This window comes from Synechococcus sp. FACHB-909, assembly GCF_014698945.1.
Taxonomy (GTDB): domain Bacteria; phylum Cyanobacteriota; class Cyanobacteriia; order PCC-6307; family Cyanobiaceae; genus Cyanobium.
Genome location: NZ_JACJTY010000002.1, coordinates 371,832 through 389,527, shown reverse-complemented (window position 1 = coordinate 389,527; position 17,696 = coordinate 371,832). Strand labels below are relative to the sequence as shown.

Sequence of the window (17,696 nt, the reverse complement as noted above, 5' to 3'; positions counted from 1 at the left end):
GAATGGAACCCTCTCTCCCGGAGAACGCCCGGGCCCTGGAGGTGTTCCCATGCAGCGAACCTACCTGGCCCTGGCGGGCCTGGCCCTGGCCGGAGCCAGCCTGCCGATGGTCCAGCCCCGGCTGGCCATGGCCGCCGGCCTCTTCCAGAGCACCGACGTCGACGCCGAACGCTTCGCGGTGCTGGCCCGCCCGGTGGGCGACAACGACTGGACCCTGCTGGTGCTGGAACAGCTGACCCCCCAGCCCGCCTGCTGGCAGGCCCGCCCGGACGGCCTGGTGGATCCCACCCTGAACCGGTTCGACTACACCGGAATCTGCAACCGCTACCTCGACAGCAACGGCTATTCCCTGCGGGTCGCCGAGCAGGACATGGGCACCGCCTACCGGCTGCGGGTGCAGCAGGTGGGATCCCGCCTGGAGCTCCAGGCCATTTCCCCGGGCACCTCGGCCATCCTCGTGGTGGGCAGGGCCGACATCCCCCTGCGGGATCGCGACGGCTTCGTGGCCCTCAGGCTCGAGCAGGGCTGGGATCTGAAGCGGCGCACCTACGGGGAACGGGCCCTGAGCCACCTCTACTTCGCCAGCCCCACCCCTCTGGATCAGCTGATCGCCAACGCCGGCGGCGCCCCCACCTGGCGCCGCCCCCTCGGCCCCGGCCGGACCCAACCTCCAGCCCTGTCCGCCACCGATCCGGCCGCAGGCCAGGGGGAGGACACCATGGCGCTGGGCGACTCCGGCCGGGCCGTCGCCCTCCAGGTGATCCCCTACAGCGGCGGCAACAGCAGCAGCGGCGAAGGGCTCTGAGCCCCTGGCAAGGTCCGGGCTGTGGGCTGTGGGCTGTGGCCAGTTGAAACTCCGGACCTCCCAGCCGCCACCTCCCATTCCAGCCGCTTAATCTGATTTCGTGAGGAGTGAAGGACGCTCTTCCAGGGTCGAAACGAGGACAGACTCCCGGAATCGTTCCATCTCCAGAGCCCTGCCTTCGGCGGGGCTCTTTTTTATGAATGGGCCCTGATGGACAGACCATGAAAAAAGCCGGCCCGAAGGGCCGGCTGGAAACGAAGGTGGGTTGCCGGGCCCGCAGGCCCGGCAACGGCAGGTCACTTGATGGAGACCTTGCCACCCACTTCTTCGATGCTCTTCTTGAGAGCTTCGGCATCGCCCTTGGAGATGCCTTCCTTGACGGCCTTGGGAGCGGCTTCGACCAGGGCCTTGGCTTCGCCCAGACCGAGGCCGGTGGCCTCGCGGACGGCCTTGAGCACCTTGATCTTGGCGGCCGGATCGAAGCCATCGAGGATGACGTCGAATTCGGTCTGCTCCTCAACCGCCTCAGCGGCAGCGCCGGGGGCGGCGGCGGCCATGACGACGCCGGCGGAAGCGGCGGCGGACACGCCGAAGGCCTCTTCGATCTGCTTGACGAGCTCGGAAGCCTCAAGCAGGGAGAGGGTTTTCAGTTGTTCGAGAATCTGGTCGGTTGTAGCGGACATGGGGGGGAATCAGCAACAGAACGGGAGGATCGGTGGAGCCCAGGGGTTCGCGGCTGCGAACTCAACCTTCGCCGGATTCGGCGTGCTGCTTGAGCGCCCTGGCGAGACCGGACGGAACCTCGTTGATGCCCACAGCCAGCTTGGTGGCCAGGCCATTGATCGCACCGGCGATCTGGGCCATGAGCACCTCCTTGGAGGGCAGATCCCCGATGGCCTTGATGTCGTCTGGGGAAAGGAGCTTGCCTTCGAAAAGGCCTCCCTTCACTTCCGACTTCTTGCTGTCCTTCTGGAAGGACTGCAGGGCCTTCACCGCACCGCCGACATCGCCCTTGACCAGGACGAAGGCGTTGGTGCCGGTGAGCAGGGAATCGAGATCCGACCAGGCGCTGTCACCATCGATGGCACGGCGCATCAAGGTGTTTTTGGTCACCTTGCACACACCGCTGCTGGCCTGCAGACGGGTCCGCAGATCAGTCATCTCCTTGATGGTCAGGCCCTTGTAATCAAGGACCAGCGCCATTTCGGCTTCACCGAGGAGCCCCTTGAGCTCTTCGACGATCTGTTGCTTGTTCTCCAGCGTGCGGCCCATAGGAGGTGGATCGGATCGGGGGAACAAGCAGGGAACGCGGTCCGGACAGCCATCCCTTGCGGGGGGCTTCGAGGCCGCTCATCGCTCCGCTCCGATCTGAAGGACTCCGTTGGAGACCCCAGCACAGGCAAAAACCAATCGCGTGAACCTCGGCAGGGCTTACGGCAGTGAACAACCGACCTGAATCGGTGACCCTGACGACCTGCTGTCTTGGGTGGGGCGCGTGCCCTTCTGGACGAATCCAGCTCTTGAACCTACATCACGGCAGGCCCAGCTCCCGCAGCCGTGCCACCCAGCGGGCATAACCGGCGGCGTTGAGATGCACGCCATCCACCGTGTAGGCACGCCTGAGGCCATCGCCATCCGCCATCACCGGGGTCAGATCGACGAAGTCCCGGGGAGGCGTCTGGCGGGCGAGCAGCTCATTGAGCTCGGCCACCCGGCGGACCCCGTCGGCACCGCAGCGGAAGCTGGCGCAGGGAATCGTGGACTGGATGATCACCCGGGCCCCGGTGCCGATCTGGAGGCCGGTCCGCAGCCACTGGATGCGGCCGGCGATCCGGCCGGGGTCGTAGCCCCAGACGATGTCGTTGATGCCCACCATCACCAGGTAGGTGCCGGCGTCGGTCCGGCGGATCTGCGGCAGGCGGGCCATCAGCTGGAAGCTGGTGTCACCGCTGATGCCCTGGTTGAAGACCACACGATCGGGGAAGGCCGCCTGCCAGTCGCCTTGGGCCGTGAGCGAATCGCCGACGAAGGTGACCGGAGCGTCGCGGCGGGGAGCCGGTGCCGGCGACGCCTTGGAGGAGGACGGGGACCTGGAAAGCAGGCCCCACCCCAGAGCCAGCAGCGTGAGCGGCACCGCCACCCAGCCACCGATCCGCACCCATGACGAGGCAGGCACGGCGGGCGCTCAGCTCTCCTGCTTGATGTCCTGGAGAGCGGAGAAGTCGACCTGCACCGAGGGGCCCATGGTGGAGGCGACGTAGAGGCTGCGCCAGTAGCGGCCCTTGGCACCGCTGGGCTTGTTGCGGTCGATGGTTTCCTGCAGGGCCTTGAGGTTCTCCAGCAGCTTGGCGGTGTCGAAGCTGGCCTTGCCGAAACGCACGTGGACGATGCCGGCCCGATCGGCCCGGAACTCCAGCTTGCCGGCCTTGAACTCGCTGATGGCGCCGCCCAGATCGGTGGTGACGGTGCCGGCCTTGGGGTTCGGCATCAGGCCGCGGGGACCGAGCACCCGGCCGAGTTTGGCCACCTTCGGCATCATGTCGGGGGTGGCGATCAGCAGATCGAAGTCGATCGCGCCACCGGCGATCTGGTCGACCAGCTCATCGTCGCCGGCCAGGTCGGCACCGGCGGCCTTGGCCTCGGCCACCTTCTCGCCCCGGGCGATCACGGCGATGCGGATGGTCTGGCCGGTGCCGTGGGGCAGGGCCACGGTGGTGCGCAGCTGCTGGTCGGTGTACTTGGGGTCGATGCCCAGGCGCACGTGGGCTTCGATGGTTTCGTCGAACTTGGCGGTGGCGGTGTCCTTGACCAGCTCGAGGGCCTCGAGCGGTTCGTAGGAGCGGTCCTCGACCTTGGCGGCGAGGGCGGTGAAGCGTTTGGAGACTTTTGTCATGGCGGTAAGGGGTGCGGACGACCGTGATCGGTCTCCCCCAGAGAGGTGAAGCGGAGAGGTGGACGGGGTGGAACGACGACCGGTGGCCGTCAGTCCTTGACGGCGACGCCCATGTTGCGGGCGGTGCCTTCGATGATGCGCATGGCCGACTCGACGCTGCTGCAGTTGAGGTCGGGCAGCTTGGTCTTGGCGATCTCCTCGAGCTGGGCGCGGCTGATGGCACCCACGGCTCCCTTGGCGGAGGTGGCGGCACCCTTGTCGATGCCGGCCGCCTTGGAGATCAGCACCGAGGCGGGCGGGGTCTTGGTGATGAAGGTGAAGCTGCGGTCTTCAAAGACCGAGATCTCCACCGGGATCACGTACCCGGCCTTCTCCTGGGTGCGGGCGTTGTACTCCTTACAGAACGCCATGATGTTGACCCCGTGCTGACCGAGGGCAGGGCCCACCGGTGGTGCGGGGTTCGCTTTGCCGGCCTGGAGGGCCAGCTTGATCACAGCTACGACTTTCTTGGCCATCGGCTGGGCTGGGGGACGAAACTCCCTTGCGGGAGTGCGGGACGAAACTCCCTTGCGGGAGTGAGGGACGGAACTCCCTCGCGGGAGGCTTGCGGATCGCCGGGGCGTTGGCCGGCCCGGCGGGATGGCGGCCCTCGAGGGGGCCACCCGGGGCCGCCCTCCGCAGGGAGGCGGCCGCCGCTCGATCAGCTCTGTTTGCTGATCTGGGAGAACTCGAGCTCCACCGGGGTCTCCCTGCCGAAGATCGACAGGAGGGCCTTCAGCTTGCTGCGTTCGCCGGAGACCTCGATCACCTCGCCCTGGAAGTCCTTGAACGGACCGGCCGTGACGAGGATCTGATCGCCTTCGGTGAGGTCGACCTTGAGGACGGGCTTCTTCTCGGCGGCACGTTTGAAGATGCGGTCGACCTCCTGGCGGCTGAGGGGCCTAGGCCGGATGTGGCCGCGGGCCTTGCCGGTGGCCCGACGCTCCTCCTGCCCCACGAAGTTGATGACGTTGGGGGTGCTGCGCACCGCCATCATCGTGTCCTCATCGAGAACCATGCGCACCAGCACGTAGCCGGGGAACACCTTCTCCTCGATCGACTGGCGGCTGCCGTCCTTCTTCAGCTTCACGCCGGGGGTCTGGGGGATCTCGATCTCGAGGATCCGGTTGCTCACCCCCAGGGTGACGGCCCGCTGCTCCAGGGTGGCCTTGACCTTCTTCTCGCAGCTGGAGGCCACCTGGACGGCGAACCAGCGGGCCACCTGGGGCTTGGCGGCTTCGGCCGCCTCGGCACCGCCCTCTCCGGCGGGGTCCATGCCCTCCACAGCGGGGTCGATGCCCTCGGCGGGGAGCTCCAGCACCTCGGGGGCGTCGGGTTCGATCTCAGGCACGGCAGACAGGGGAAGGGTCATCAACGGAAGATCTGGGTCGATCCCCAGTGATAGAAGCGGTCGATCGCGGCGATCGCCGCGGCCGAAAGGCTCACCATCAGGATCACCGCCACCGACTCGCTGAACAGCTGCTGACGGCTCGGCCAGACGACCTTGCGCAGCTCGGCGAGGGTGACCGCCACGAACCCGGTGGGCTCCCTCTCCTCGGAGGGGAAGCCGTCCGGACCGTCGTCGGGTTCGGACGCGCCGTTCCCCCGGGCCAGGGGCCCGTCGGGACTGCTCGTGGTGGTGGTGACGGGGGGAATGGGTTCCACGGTGTGGATTCCGATGGCTGCCCTGGTGTCGGCAGACATCGACAAACGATCACCCTACCGGACGTCCTTCCCCGGTGTCCCCGAGCGGGACGAAGCGGAAGCCCGCCTCGCCGGGGCCGGCGAGCTCCAGCCGCACCCCCCTGGCCGCCGTGAAGTGATCCTCGAGCAGCTCGGTGGCCAGGGGGTTCTCGATGCGACGCCGCAGCACCCGGCGCAGGGGCCGGGCCCCGTACTCCGGCTCGTAGCCCTGGGCCGCCAGGGCCACCACGACGGCCTCGTCGACCTCCAGCTCCAGATGCTGCTCCCGCAGCAGCAGGGCCAGCTCCGCCAACTGCAGCCGCACGATCCGCTCGAGATCGGCCCGGGCGAGGGGACGGAAACGGATCACCTCGTCGATGCGGTTGAGGAACTCCGGCCGGAACTGGCGCGAGAGGGCCTCCTCCACCGCCAGATCGAGGCTCCGGTCCCGGGCCTGCTCCCCCTCGTCGGGGCGGGCATCCCCCGGCTCGCCCGAAGGCGGGGTGGACCGGGCCCGCTCGAGGATGGCGCGGCTGGCCAGGTTGCTGGTCATGATCACCACGGTGTGGCGGAAGTCGACCGTGCGGCCTTGGGAATCGGTGAGGCGGCCGTCGTCGAGCACCTGCAGCAGCAGGTTGAAGACATCGGGATGGGCCTTCTCCACCTCATCGAGCAGCAGCACCGCATAGGGACGGCGGCGCACGGCCTCGGTGAGCTGGCCGCCCTCCTCGTAGCCCACGTAGCCGGGGGGGGCCCCCACCAGGCGGGCGACGGCGTTGCGCTCCATGAATTCGCTCATGTCGAGCCGCACCAGGGCCTCCTCCTCATCGAAGAGGGCCGCGGCCAGGGCTTTGGCCAGTTCCGTCTTGCCCACCCCCGTGGGCCCCAGGAACAGAAATGACCCCACCGGCCGGGTGGGGGCCTGCATGCCGGCGCGGGAGCGACGGATCGAGGCCGCCACCGCCGCCACCGCCTCGGGCTGACCGATCACCCGCTCGCCGAGCCGGTGCTCCAGCTCCAGCAGCTTCTGGCGTTCGCCGGCCAGCAGCTGCTGGATGGGGATGCCGGTGGAGCGGGCCACCACGTCGGCGATGTCCCCCTCCTCCACCTGCTCCCGCAGCATCGGATCGCTCTGCAGTTCCGCCTCCAGGGCCGCCCGGCGCTGCTGCACCCCGTGCAGCTGGTCGTACTGGAGCCGGGCCGCCTCCTCCAGGTCCCCGTCCCGCTCGGCCTCGGCGATGGCATGGCGCAGGTCCTCGTCCTGCTGCAGCAGCTCGCGCAGCTCCCCCAGGCGCTCCCGTTCCCCCGCCCAGCGCCGCTGCAGGCGGTCGAGCTGTTCGTGGGCGAGGCGCCGCTGCTCCTGCAGCTGCACGCGCTCCTCCAGGGGCGCCGCCTCGGCGGCCAGCAGCGCCAGTTCCACCCGCCGCAGTTCCGCCTCGGCCGCCTCCACCACCTGGGGCTTGGAGGTGGCCTCCATGCGCAGGTTGGCGGCGGCCTCATCGATCAGGTCGATGGCCGAATCCGGCAGGCAGCGGTCGCTGATGTAGCGGGAGGCCAGCCGGGAGGCCGCCACCAGGGCGCCATCGGTGATGGTGACGCCATGGTGGAGCTCGTAGCGCTCCTTCAGCCCCCGCAGGATCTCGAGGCAGGTGGGGCCATCGGGCTCGCGGATCACCACCTGCTGGAAGCGGCGCTCCAGGGCCGGGTCCTTCTCGATGCTGCGCCGGTAGTCCTCGGGGGTGGTGGCGCCGATGCAGCGCAGGTCGCCGCGGGCCAGCACCGGCTTGAGGATGCTGGCCGCGTCGGCGCCGGAGCGGTCGCTGCCCACCACCGTGTGCAGTTCGTCGATGAACAGCACCACCCCGCCGGCCCGGCCGCCTTCCCCGTCCTCGCCGCGCACCCCGTCGTTGTCGCGGACCTCGGCCAGCACGCTTCGCAGGCGTTCCTCGAACTGGCCGCGGAACTTGGCCCCGGCGATCAGGGCCCCCAGGTCCAGGGCCACCAGCCGCAGGCCCCGCAGGGCATCGGGCACCTCGCCCGCCACGATCCGCTGGGCCAGGGATTCGGCGACGGCCGTCTTGCCGACGCCGGGCTCACCGATCAGCACCGGATTGTTCTTGCTGCGCCGGGAGAGCACCTGGATCAGCCGGCGGATCTCGGTGTCGCGGCCCACCACCGGATCGAGCTCGCCGGCCCGGGCGGCGGCGGTGAGGTCGCGGCCGTAGCGGTCGAGGGCGCCGGGTTCGGCCTCCCCCTCCCGCTGCAGGGTCATGGCGGGCTCCGGCGCCGACGGGGGCCGCACGGGGGCGGGGGGAGCGGGCGCCGCGGCCGCCCGCGAAGGGGCCGGCGGCGGCGGGGCCGGGGCCGGTGGGGCCGCGACCGGGGCCGCCGGCGGGGCGGGGGCGACCGAGGGCACGGCAGACCCGGCTGGCAGGGGTCGCCACTGGCGCAGCAGCAGGTCCTCGCTCAACCCCTCCTCCGCCAGCAGGGAGGCCCCGATCCGGGGCTCCGCCAGCAGGGCCAGCAGCAGGTGGGGCACATCCAGCAGGCGCGATCCCCAGGCGGCGCGGCGGCGATCGGCCTCCTCCAGCAGGTCCTCGAGGGCATCGCCGATGTACAGGGTGCCGCCGCCGCCATCCGGCTGTTCGGCGCAGAAGGCTTCGAGCCGGTCCAGCAGCCGGTCCTCGTCGAGGGGCAGGGGGTCCACCCAGGTGGCGAAGCGCCGGTTCAGCAGCAGGGTGAGCAGCAGGTGCTCCACGTCCATGGCGCCGTGGCGCCAGCGCCGGGCCTGCTCCTGGGTGGCGATCAGCAGATCCCAGGCGGCGTCGCTGAAGCGGTCGGGATCGCCGGTGAGGCTGGCCGCAGCGCCCCCAGTTCCCCGGTCGTCACGCAGGCGGGAATCAGTGCGCATCGGACCGTGACGACGTCTGGATCAGTTCCACCTTGTAGCCATCCGGATCCTCCACGAAGGCGAGCACGGTGGTGCCGTGCTGCTTCGGACCGGGCTCCCGCACCACCCGCCCGCCCTTGGCGGCGATCGCTGCGCAGGTGGCGTAGATGTCATCCACGCCGATGGCCAGATGGCCGAAACCGGTCCCGAGCTCGTAGGCCTCGGTGCCCCAGTTGTGGGTGAGCTCCAGCACGGTGGTGTCCGTCTCGTCGCCGTAGCCGACGAAGGCCAGGGTGTACTCGCCACCGGGATAGTCCTTGCGGCGCAGCAGCTTCATGCCCAGCACCTCGGTGTAGAAGCGCAGGGAGCGCTCCAGATCACCCACCCGGAGCATGGTGTGGAGGAGTCGCATCGGCGGTGCACCAGCTGGGGCCATTCTGACCAGGGTGGCGCAGGGAACACAGGCGAGGGCGGAGGGTGACCCATAGGATTCGCCCACCAGCACACCGCCTGTGTACGACTCCCTCGACCTCGTCATCGACTCCATCGTTGCCCGCGAAGTGCTCGACTCGCGTGGCACCCCCACGGTCGAAGCGGAGGTGTATCTGGAGGGAGGGGCCAGCGGCCGCGCCATCGTGCCCAGCGGCGCCAGCACCGGCGCCCATGAGGCCCACGAGCTGCGGGACGGCGAGAAGGCCTACTTCGGCAAGGGCGTCAGCAAGGCGGTGGAGAACATCGAGGAGCGCATCGCCCCGGCCCTCTGCGGCCTGAGCGCCCTCGACCAGGGCGCCGTCGACGAGGCCATGAACGAACTCGACGGCAGCGACAACAAATCCGCCCTCGGTGCCAACGCCATCCTGGCCGTGAGCCTGGCCACGGCCCACGCCGCCGCCAAGGCCCTTGGCCTGCCCCTCTACCGCTACCTGGGCGGCCCGATGGCCACCCTGCTGCCGGTGCCGCTGATGAACGTCATCAACGGCGGCGCCCACGCCTCCAACAACCTGGATTTCCAGGAATTCATGCTGGTGCCCCACGGGGCGGGCAGCTTCCGCGAGGCCCTGCGCATGGGCGCCGAGGTGTTCCACACCCTGAAGGGGCTGCTCAAGGACCAGGGCCTCTCCACGGCGGTCGGCGATGAGGGTGGCTTCGCCCCCGACCTGGCCGGCAACGACGCCGCCGGTGAACTGCTGATGCAGGCGATCGAGAAGGCCGGCTACCGGCCCGGCGACCAGATCTCCCTGGCCCTCGACGTGGCCAGCACCGAGTTCTACGCCGATGGCCGTTACGCCTTCGGCGGCGGCAGCTACACCAGCGCTGAGATGGTCGACCAGCTGGCAGCCCTGGCGGCCCGCTTCCCGATCGTCTCGATCGAGGACGGCCTGGCCGAGGACGACTGGGAGGGCTGGCGCCTGCTGACCGAGCGCCTGGGGGGCACGGTGCAGCTGGTGGGCGACGACCTGTTCGTGACCAACACCACCCGCCTGCAGCAGGGCATCGAGCAGGGGATCGCCAACTCGATCCTGATCAAGGTGAACCAGATCGGCTCGCTGACCGAAACCCTCCAGGCCATCGACATGGCCACCCGCGCCGGCTACACCAGCGTGATCAGCCACCGCAGCGGCGAGACGGAGGATGTGACCATCGCCGACCTGGCCGTGGCCACCCGGGCCGGCCAGATCAAGACCGGCTCCCTCAGCCGCAGTGACCGGGTCGCCAAGTACAACCAGCTGCTGCGCATCGAGGACGAGCTGGGCAGCCAGGCGGTCTACGCCGGCGTGGAGGACCGGGGACCCCGGGGCAAGGCCTGAGGCCGCACCCGGCCCCGCTCACTCCCGCCGGGTCGGGGCCGAGACACCGGGCAGCTGATCCAGGCGGCCATCCCGCTTGAGGCGAGCCTGCATCTTCAGCCAGCCGACGGTGAGGGGCAGAGCCAGCACCACCGGCACGGCGGTGAGCACCGGGCGGCTGCTCACCGCCAGCACCGAGGCGGCGACGGCCAGGGCCCCGATCAGAACGGACTGGCCGGCGCTTTGCTGGGCCAGGGCCAGGCGCCTCAACAGGCGATCGGTTTCGCCGGCGCGGATCAGCACCTGGAGATCCCCCTGTTCGATGCGGGCCAGGCTTTCGTCCAGGCGCCGCGGGATGCCGAAGGCGCGGCTGCCCACTTCGGCCGCCTGTCGGGAGAGCTCGCTGAACAGTTCGTTGGGGCCGTTGCCGCTGGCGGTCATGAGGGGCAACAGGTAGGGGCGGGCGATGGCAATGAGGCTAAAGCCCGGATCGAGGCTGCGGCCCACCCCCTCGAAGGTGGAGAGGGCCCGCATCACGAAGATCAGCTCGGGCGGCAGCCGGAACGGCTGGCCGTAGACGAGTTCGTAGAGGTCACCGGAGAGCTTGTCGATGACGTTGGCGCTGAACGGTGGCGTGAGGGCTTCGGTGAGCATCACCCGCACCAGCCGCCGCACCGGCCCCTGGTCGATGCCGGCGGCGATCAGGCCGGCCTGCTGCAGCTCGTCCACCAAGGAGGCGGCATCCCGGGCCGCCGCGGCCCGCACCATCCGTCCAAGCCGGCTGCGCAGCCGCTCGGAGATCTGGCCCATCATGCCGAAGTCGTAGTAGATCAGCGCCCCGTCACTGGCGACCGCGAGGTTGCCGGGATGGGGGTCGGCGTGGAAGAAGCCGAAGCGGACCAGCTGCTGCAGGTAGCTGGCCGCCCCCTTCTCGGCGACGGCCGCCGGATCGATGCCGGCGCGCACCAGGGCCTCCCGGTCATTGATCTTGATGCCGGGTACGTAATCGAGGCAGAGCACCCGCCGGGAGCTCAGCTCCCAGACCACCGCCGGGATGCGGATGCCGGGGTCGTCGAGGAACTGCTGGCGGAAGCGGGCGGCATGCTCCGCCTCGAGGCGGAAATCCAGCTCCCGCAGCAGCACCCGCCGGCACTCCTTGGCGATGCCCACCCAGTCACGGCCGGCGCCCCAGCGGGGATGGCGCTGCACCGCGGCCGCCACCTGCTGGAGCACCTCCAGATCGAGGCGGAAGAGACGCTCCAGCCCCGGCCGCTGCACCTTGAACACCACCTGGCGGCCGCTGCGCAGGCTGGCCCGGTGCACCTGGGCCAGGCTCGCCGAGCCCAGCGGCACGATCTCCAGATCGATGATCTCCGCCCGCCGCTCGCCCAGCTCCTGCTCCAGCAGGGACTCCACGACGGGGAAGGGGAAGGCGGGCACCCGGTCCTGCAGATGGGCCAGTTCCTCCACCACGTCGGCGGGCAGCACATCCGGGCGGGCCGAGAGCAGCTGGCCCAGCTTGATGAAGGCGGAACCGAGCTCGAGGAACTGGGCCGTGAGCCAGCGGGCCCGGCGGCGCTGGCGGGCGGCCTGGGCTTGCGGGGTGCGTCCGCCCGGGTAGGTCCAGGGGCGGGCGTCCCACCAGAGGCCGGCCAGCAGCTGGAGCACGAGGCGCCAGATGCGCAGCGAACGCCAGAGGCGGGACAGCAGGATCCCGGGGGTGGAGAGGGCCGCCATCAGGCCTGCCCCGGAGACCGCGACGGACCATCGGGGGTGGCGGGCATCTGGTCGAGGCGCCGGGAGAGTTCGGCCACCTTGGCCCGCAGGGCATCGATGCGCTCCTGGGGATCCTCGGCGGCGCCGCCTCGGGACGCGGAGACACCGGCGTCGCGGTCGTTCTCGATCCGTTCCGCTTCCATCGACACCTCCTCCCAGAACAGAGTGAGTTCCTGCTGCACCCGGGCGGGGGCCTCCTGGGCGAGGGCCGCCAGGGTGGCGGCCGCATCGGCCAGGCCGCTGCCCAGACGGGCGGCCAGGCGGTTCATGGCCGCCTGGGCGAGGGACTGCGGCGCGCTCATGACTTGGCCGATGGATTCAACGAACTGTGGCAGATCAGGACTGGCTTCCGGGGGCCGGTGGGGCGCTCAGCGGAGGCGGGGCGATCGGCGCGGGACCGGCGGACTCCCGCTCGCGGGCCGGGGGCGTGCGCGGCGGCGGCAGGACAGGGGCGGCCGGGAGCTCGGCCTCGGGTGCCCCGGGGGCGGCCGGCTGGTCGGACGGGGGCGTCTCGGCGCCCTCGAGCAGGCGCTGGCGCTCCTGGGCGTCCCGCTCCTCCATCTGGCGGCGACGCTCCTCGATCGCGTCCTCCTCCTGTTTCTGCTCCTGCTCCAGCTCGAGCAGATCGAGATCGCCGCGGATCTCGCGGGCGTCGCCGCCGAAGCGCTGGCGCAGGGAATCGAGCGTCGTCCCCGGGGCGGGCTGCACATCGAAGCGCTGGCGGTTGCCCCCCTCCTCCGGGCCGGCCAGGCTGAGCAGGCGCAGGCTGGCGGCGTAGCCCACGCCGAAGCAGAGCCCCACGATGGCCCACAACCGCCAGTCCCAGGCGGGGCGGCCCGTCGCCCGCTGCTTGCCGCCGGGGGGCGCGCCCCGGGGAGGGGCACCGCCGGGAGGGGAAGAGGGCCTGGCCGTGACCATCGACATCAGCGCATGCGCTGCCATCTTGCCGCGGAGTGGCGGTTCAGGCCCCGGCGATCGAAGCTGGCGAGGGTGGCATCGAGGCGCTGGGCCAGTTCCGGATCGCTGGCGTCGTGGCTGGAGAACCCATGGGTGCGGGCCAAGGCAGTCGAGGCGTCGGTTGCCAAGGGCAGGGGCAACCCCTCTCACCGTCGCCCCTCGCTCACGAAGCCGGCGACATCGGCGTCACGGACACCGCGAATCCGCGGGAGCGCCAGTAGAGCCGCGACCGCCGCTTCCACATCCTGCCTGGTGTCGCGGACCGGAACGGCTCTGAAAATCTCAGTATCTACGGGGGAATCTTCCATGGCCTCCCCCTGCCGTTCTGCAGCAAAAAACCAGTTTACCCTGCGTTCACAGCGCTCTATATCCTCACCCGAACAAAACAGGGGTTAATTATTGTCTTGGCTCTCATCGTGAGTTCCTTTGGTTAGCTTACGACCTTGTGCAGGGCGGCGATGAGCCAGGAGCGGATATCGGCGGAGGCGGCCATGGCGTCAGGGGGCTTCCAACTGCTGAAGCAATTGCTGACAAGTGGTGTATAGCGGCTGCAGGTATTGCTGGATCACGCCCCAGACAAGCTGATGGTTGATCGTGACGTATTCGTGGGTGAGCTTGTTGCGAAAGCTGATGATCCGTGGTGCCTCTTCAATGCGTGCAGAGAGATCAGGATCTCGGCGCGAGAGATGGGCAAGAGCCTCTCCAATGATGATAAATTCGCGCTCCACAGATGAGCGAATCAGCCGACTCTGCCCGTACTGCTCCAGCGTGATGCCTGCAACGGCCGACTGGATAGCCTCGACGGCCTCCTGGATATCCAGCAGGTAGGCCCGGGGATCACGCTTCATAGATCAACTGCTTGGACGCGTCGATGTCGGCCCGCACGTACGGGTTGCGCAGGGCATCCGCCATCACCAGGTCCACCCGCTGGCCGGTGATGGCGGAAAGCTGACGTTCAAGGCCGAAGTAGGCATCCACCAAAGCACAAGGATCGACCGGCTGAAACTCCACCAGAAGATCAAGGTCGCTGCGGCTGGGGTCGAAATCGCCCCGCAGGACAGAGCCAAACAGGTGCATGCGCAGCACCCGGTGCTGCCGGCAGGCAACGGCAATGGCGTCCAGCTGGGGCTTGGCAAGGGTGAGGCTCATCGATCCATTGTGCTCACGGAAACAGGCTGCTCAGCTCTTCGGTTGGCCGGGATCCCACCACGCTGCATCGATGGCTTCGGTTGTGGTGCCCAGTTGCCGCAGCAACAGCAACAGCAGTCGCTGGGTGCGGTTGGCCTCTGGCGGGTAGGGAAGGGAGGGGGCAGCAGCAGGGCCTGGGGCCTCCGCAGCGTGTCCTCGCTCCTGGAGAAAGGCGATCAGTTCGCTGCGGCGCAGCTTCGACCAGCCACGCAACCCCTGCTGCCGGCAGAGGTTCTGCAACTCCCCGGCGGTGAGGCTGTTCAGATCCACACCAGGGGGAAGCAGGAGGTCGGCAGTTTCGCTGAGGAGTCGGCCGTGGCGTTCCTCGATACGGTCGGCCTGGCGCAGAAGGTAGTCGTCGAGGCCGCGGGTGTGGTTGGCGAGGATGGTGCCCAGGGTGTGCAGATCGGCGCCAAGGCTGTCGCTGATCGGTGTGCCACGGCGCCTGCGGGGCTCAGGCTTGGTCGTCATCGATCGACTCCTCGAAGAACTCCACGGCATCGGCACGCTCGAGCAGGCGTTCCACCGCGAGCTTGAGGTCCTGGATCGACTGGCTGGTGGGACCACCATGGGCGCGCTCCTGCTGATCGACCGCCTCCTTGATGTCGGCCAGGTTCTCCAGGGCCTGCTCGATCTGCTGCACCTGCAGCAACCGTCCCTTGAGGCGCGGCAGCACGGCGGAGATCTGGTTGGCCTCCTCCTCCACCCGTTGGCGGTAGACGAGCAGGTCGTCCCGCTCCTGCTCCAGGCGTGTCATCTCCGCCTCCAGCTGGGCGATCTTGTTCTTCGCCTTGGTCACCAGACCCTGCTGGGCACCGGCGCGGCGGTTGGCGGAGATCAGGGCCTCGCGCATCTCCCGGTAGAAGTTGCGCAGATCGGCGAAGTGGATCAGCTGGTGCACCAGCGGAAACCGCCGGGCTGTGGTCTTGCCGATCTCCGCAGGGGACTGGCTGGACGTTCGGCGGGCGGTGGGCATGATCCAAGCCGGCGGACAGGATCCTCGAGCCAGTATGGGCGCAACCGAGTGCCCGCCAGGCTCTGGTGGCCAGGCCATAGGCCCCATCCGCCTCGGATATCGGTCCACGGGCGCCACGTCAAACCAACTTCTAACTTGAAGCAAGTTTGAAGTTCATCGCGCTTGTCCACCCGGCTGCCCCGCAAGCCCCCTTCTCTCCAGGAGATGCTGCAGCGCCGCGGCGGAAGGCGATCACTACCTGCACTGGTATGAGCTGCGCCATCGCCCACCGCCGGAGGGGCTGAGCCATGAGCAGTGGTGGCTGGCCGAGAAGCTCTCCCGCCGGCCCACCGCGCTGCCGCTGCTGGCGAGTGACGGACAGGCCTTCTGGTTCTCGCAGCCGCCTGTGCTGCTCCAAGGGCTGCACGAGATCGACATGCAAGCCGGCGCCAGCGTGGTGGCTCCCGAGGCCGTCAACACCCGCTCCAACCGGGATCGCTACCTCCTGAGCTCGCTGATGGAGGAGGCGATCACCTCTTCGCAGATGGAAGGCGCCGCCACGACACGGGATGTGGCCAAAGCGTTGATCCGCAGCCGCCGGCAAGGAGGTGGTGGTGGATGACGCCTACGGCACCGTGTTCCATGTGCCACCACCGGCTGAGGAGCTGCCGCAGCGAATGGAGGAGCTCTGCCGCTTTGCCAACGGCGAGACCCCGAAGGTGTTCATCCACCCGGTGGTGCGGGCCATCGCCCTGCACTTCTGGCTGGCCTACGACCACCCCTTCTGCGATGGCAACGGCCGAACCGCCCGGGCGCTCTTCTACTGGGCGATGCTGCATCAGGGCAGCGAGAGCGACGACAACGGCCTCACCTATTTCCTGCTGGCCCAGGTGAAGGTGATCCAGCAGGCCATCGCCAATCTGCATGCCTACCTGGAACGCAAGGCCGGTGAGGTGGGGGCCCTGCAGCAGCGGTTGGAGGGGATGGACGGGCTGAACCACCGCCAACTGGCCCTGCTGCGCCATGCCCTTCGGCATTCCGGCTTCCGCTACACGGTGCTCTCACACCAGAACAGCCATGGGGTGAGCCATCAGACCGCCCGCAGCGATCTGCAGAAGCTGGCTGCCCGTGGGTTGCTGCTTCCAGGCAAGGATGGACGCCGAGAGATCTTCAGGGTGCCTGAGGATCTCTCGGCGCGGCTGCCGGGCTGATCATTCGGGTTCACAGGGCCCTGAAGGAGCAGGCTATGGATCGCCAGGGCCCCGCCAACGCTGTTGGCCATGGCATGGCAACATCACTCGACAAAGACCAGCAATCCCGTTCGCACACATCTGCACTTCAACTCCGCTTCATTAACACGAAAGGAACCGCCAAGATCCTTCCCAGAAGCACGGAGCAGCGAAAGCACAGATTCTCTGTCAATGACAATGTCAGCATTCAGCGGGTGGGCAGCACTCAAGCACAGACGCTGTGTCCAAGCCATGGAGGGAAGCTCAGGGTCCTTGGCCAGCATGTCCGCTGTCAGCGGAACCAAGCCAGGGTCTTCGGAATGGATTGAGTGAAGGTTACTCGTTAGCAGTAAAATCCCCTCACCGGGAACCACAACGAAGAAGTTGTCCGTCAGTTGAGGACCTGGGAGAATGAAGGTGGTGCGCCCATCACTGTCAGGTCTTTCTTCCACAAACTGGCGAAGAGGCTTGCCCCCGATCACCAACTTCCCCCGTGACGTGAATCGAGCCCAAGGGCTGCTGTTCTGCACCTTTTGATTTGCAGCTCCTAAGCCGTCTTCCTGCTCGAGGACTGCGGCATCAAGGAGGACCCGCTCAAACCCAATCAGCCTGTCGCCAAGAAGCGGAAGTGAATAGAGATACTGCAAGCAATCCAACGCGAGACTATTGGATGCCACTGCATGGGCCTCGATCAGTGCAGATCCAAGCCTCGAAAGGGAGCTTAACGGGGGAAAGTCACGTTCTTTGCATGCAGCTGCACCCTTGGAGTACGTCCCAATGAGCCGGCGCGCCTCACTGTCGTGGGCGCGCTCAAGCCCTTCTCCCGAGATCATCGCAAAATACCTTTTTCGGTTCTTCCCAAACTTAATGAACAGTCGTCTTAGGCAGTTTCTACGACCTCTCTCCGCGAGGAAGCCTGTTTGCAGCTCTCTGCTCTGTCCCATACCAAGAGAAAAGACACCCGACTGAAAGTTATCCAATTGGGCATAAGCTTTAATCTGATCAGCAGCTGAGAAGCAAGTTGGCCGGAACTGAAGATTCATTTTCCCTAACAGCTCACCAGAGTAGCTGCAGCCCATCCCCAGCTCTGTAGAGGGCTCAAGGAGCACCTCCTCCTCACACAAGAGCAGCTCCTCAAGATAGCCTCCTGGATAAACCGCAGTATCAAGAAATCTCCTCAGGCTCTGCAGGCGTTCATTCAAGGCCACAGCGCCGAACAAAGACGCCCGAGACTCTCCAGATTTATACAGCTCACACTGCTCTGCCGCGACAGCAGAATGATGGCAGAAATGAGCCTGTACATGATAGCTATGATCCTTTTTCACTCGCTCGTGGGGGCCCTTAAGAAAGACCGGCTGGCCACATTCAACGCATCTCCAACCGTCTCTGACTTGCACCGAGCCCCAATCATCAAGCCTGGAGACCTGAGAAAATGCTTCATCAGCAGTGATGACTCGCTTATCGGGCCTTCTGGAGCAAATGGCTTTGAACATC

At 67.8% G+C, this 17,696-nt stretch carries 22 protein-coding genes; 4 read left to right on the top strand and 18 right to left on the bottom strand.

The window, feature by feature from the left end; genetic code table 11:
• The first annotated feature begins 49 nt into the window (after positions 1-49).
• Entirely contained in the window at positions 50-805 is a 756-nt protein-coding gene (locus H6G99_RS05230; protein ID WP_190610355.1) for a DUF3747 domain-containing protein, read from the top strand.
• Between the two features lie 296 nt (positions 806-1,101).
• Here the strand turns inward: H6G99_RS05230 and rplL are convergent, their stop codons facing one another.
• From rplL to gloA, 9 genes are all read right to left on the bottom strand, one after another.
• The gene (gene rplL, locus H6G99_RS05225; RefSeq protein WP_094587442.1) at positions 1,102-1,488 is read right to left on the bottom strand and encodes a 50S ribosomal protein L7/L12; all 387 of its coding nucleotides are present in this window, start codon (positions 1,486-1,488) and stop codon (positions 1,102-1,104) included.
• A gap of 61 nt (positions 1,489-1,549) precedes the next feature.
• Entirely contained in the window at positions 1,550-2,077 is a 528-nt protein-coding gene (rplJ, locus tag H6G99_RS05220) for a 50S ribosomal protein L10 (RefSeq protein ID WP_094587443.1), read from the bottom strand.
• A 259-nt stretch (positions 2,078-2,336) separates the two neighbouring features.
• Positions 2,337-2,981: a GDSL-type esterase/lipase family protein gene (locus tag H6G99_RS05215; protein ID WP_190610354.1), complete on the bottom strand. Its 645-nt coding sequence runs from the start codon at positions 2,979-2,981 to the stop codon at positions 2,337-2,339.
• Positions 2,982-2,990: 9 nt separating this feature from the next.
• Positions 2,991-3,698: a 50S ribosomal protein L1 gene (rplA, locus tag H6G99_RS05210; protein WP_094587445.1), complete on the bottom strand. Its 708-nt coding sequence runs from the start codon at positions 3,696-3,698 to the stop codon at positions 2,991-2,993.
• Positions 3,699-3,787: 89 nt separating this feature from the next.
• A complete protein-coding gene (rplK, locus tag H6G99_RS05205) occupies positions 3,788-4,213 on the bottom strand; it encodes a 50S ribosomal protein L11 (protein ID WP_094587446.1) in 426 nt (141 codons plus the stop codon).
• 185 nt (positions 4,214-4,398) lie between these two features.
• Positions 4,399-5,109 carry a transcription termination/antitermination protein NusG gene (nusG, locus tag H6G99_RS05200; protein WP_094587447.1) on the bottom strand — a complete coding sequence of 237 codons (711 nt, stop codon included), beginning with the start codon at positions 5,107-5,109 and terminating at the stop codon, positions 4,399-4,401.
• Positions 5,109-5,441, bottom strand: coding sequence for a preprotein translocase subunit SecE (gene secE, locus H6G99_RS05195; RefSeq protein WP_094587448.1), 333 nt, complete (start codon positions 5,439-5,441; stop codon positions 5,109-5,111). Before secE ends, nusG begins: the two co-directional genes overlap by 1 nt.
• 10 nt (positions 5,442-5,451) lie before the next feature.
• Positions 5,452-8,331, bottom strand: a complete 2,880-nt coding sequence (locus H6G99_RS05190) for an ATP-dependent Clp protease ATP-binding subunit (RefSeq protein ID WP_190610352.1) — start codon at positions 8,329-8,331, stop codon at positions 5,452-5,454.
• Entirely contained in the window at positions 8,321-8,722 is a 402-nt protein-coding gene (gloA, locus tag H6G99_RS05185) for a lactoylglutathione lyase (RefSeq protein WP_094585726.1), read from the bottom strand. Before gloA ends, H6G99_RS05190 begins: the two co-directional genes overlap by 11 nt.
• A 100-nt stretch (positions 8,723-8,822) precedes the next feature.
• Here gloA and eno point away from each other — a divergent pair, with 100 nt between their 5' ends.
• Positions 8,823-10,118 carry a phosphopyruvate hydratase gene (gene eno / locus H6G99_RS05180; RefSeq protein ID WP_094585725.1) on the top strand — a complete coding sequence of 432 codons (1,296 nt, stop codon included), beginning with the start codon at positions 8,823-8,825 and terminating at the stop codon, positions 10,116-10,118.
• Positions 10,119-10,136: 18 nt separating this feature from the next.
• Here eno and H6G99_RS05175 read toward each other — a convergent pair whose 3' ends face one another.
• From H6G99_RS05175 to H6G99_RS05140, 8 genes are all read right to left on the bottom strand, one after another.
• Positions 10,137-11,834, bottom strand: coding sequence for an ABC1 kinase family protein (locus H6G99_RS05175; protein ID WP_190610350.1), 1,698 nt, complete (start codon positions 11,832-11,834; stop codon positions 10,137-10,139).
• Positions 11,834-12,175 carry a hypothetical protein gene (locus H6G99_RS05170; protein WP_190610349.1) on the bottom strand — a complete coding sequence of 114 codons (342 nt, stop codon included), beginning with the start codon at positions 12,173-12,175 and terminating at the stop codon, positions 11,834-11,836. The genes H6G99_RS05175 and H6G99_RS05170 overlap by 1 nt, the downstream gene beginning before the upstream one ends.
• 34 nt (positions 12,176-12,209) lie before the next feature.
• Positions 12,210-12,791 (bottom strand): hypothetical protein, encoded by a 582-nt coding sequence (locus H6G99_RS05165; RefSeq protein WP_190610347.1) that lies wholly within the window; start codon positions 12,789-12,791, stop codon positions 12,210-12,212.
• Positions 12,792-12,796: 5 nt separating this feature from the next.
• Entirely contained in the window at positions 12,797-12,934 is a 138-nt protein-coding gene (locus H6G99_RS05160; protein WP_190610346.1) for a PIN domain-containing protein, read from the bottom strand.
• 393 nt (positions 12,935-13,327) lie between these two features.
• Positions 13,328-13,678: a HepT-like ribonuclease domain-containing protein gene (locus H6G99_RS05155; RefSeq protein ID WP_190610344.1), complete on the bottom strand. Its 351-nt coding sequence runs from the start codon at positions 13,676-13,678 to the stop codon at positions 13,328-13,330.
• Entirely contained in the window at positions 13,668-13,979 is a 312-nt protein-coding gene (locus H6G99_RS05150) for a nucleotidyltransferase family protein (RefSeq protein ID WP_190610343.1), read from the bottom strand. Before H6G99_RS05150 ends, H6G99_RS05155 begins: the two co-directional genes overlap by 11 nt.
• 30 nt (positions 13,980-14,009) lie before the next feature.
• Positions 14,010-14,489: a Rho termination factor N-terminal domain-containing protein gene (locus H6G99_RS05145; protein ID WP_190610342.1), complete on the bottom strand. Its 480-nt coding sequence runs from the start codon at positions 14,487-14,489 to the stop codon at positions 14,010-14,012.
• Positions 14,473-14,994, bottom strand: a complete 522-nt coding sequence (locus H6G99_RS05140; protein ID WP_190610341.1) for a hypothetical protein — start codon at positions 14,992-14,994, stop codon at positions 14,473-14,475. Before H6G99_RS05140 ends, H6G99_RS05145 begins: the two co-directional genes overlap by 17 nt.
• 415 nt (positions 14,995-15,409) lie before the next feature.
• Between H6G99_RS05140 and H6G99_RS05135 the strand changes: the two genes are divergently transcribed.
• Both H6G99_RS05135 and H6G99_RS05130 read left to right on the top strand, forming a co-directional pair.
• Complete coding sequence (locus H6G99_RS05135) at positions 15,410-15,595, top strand: hypothetical protein (protein ID WP_190610339.1); 186 nt, start codon at positions 15,410-15,412, stop codon at positions 15,593-15,595.
• Positions 15,585-16,184, top strand: a complete 600-nt coding sequence (locus H6G99_RS05130; protein WP_190610338.1) for a Fic family protein — start codon at positions 15,585-15,587, stop codon at positions 16,182-16,184. The genes H6G99_RS05135 and H6G99_RS05130 overlap by 11 nt, the downstream gene beginning before the upstream one ends.
• 83 nt (positions 16,185-16,267) lie before the next feature.
• Here H6G99_RS05130 and H6G99_RS05125 read toward each other — a convergent pair whose 3' ends face one another.
• The gene (locus tag H6G99_RS05125; RefSeq protein ID WP_190610336.1) at positions 16,268-17,695 is read right to left on the bottom strand and encodes a hypothetical protein; all 1,428 of its coding nucleotides are present in this window, start codon (positions 17,693-17,695) and stop codon (positions 16,268-16,270) included.
• Between the last annotated feature and the right edge of the window lies 1 nt (position 17,696).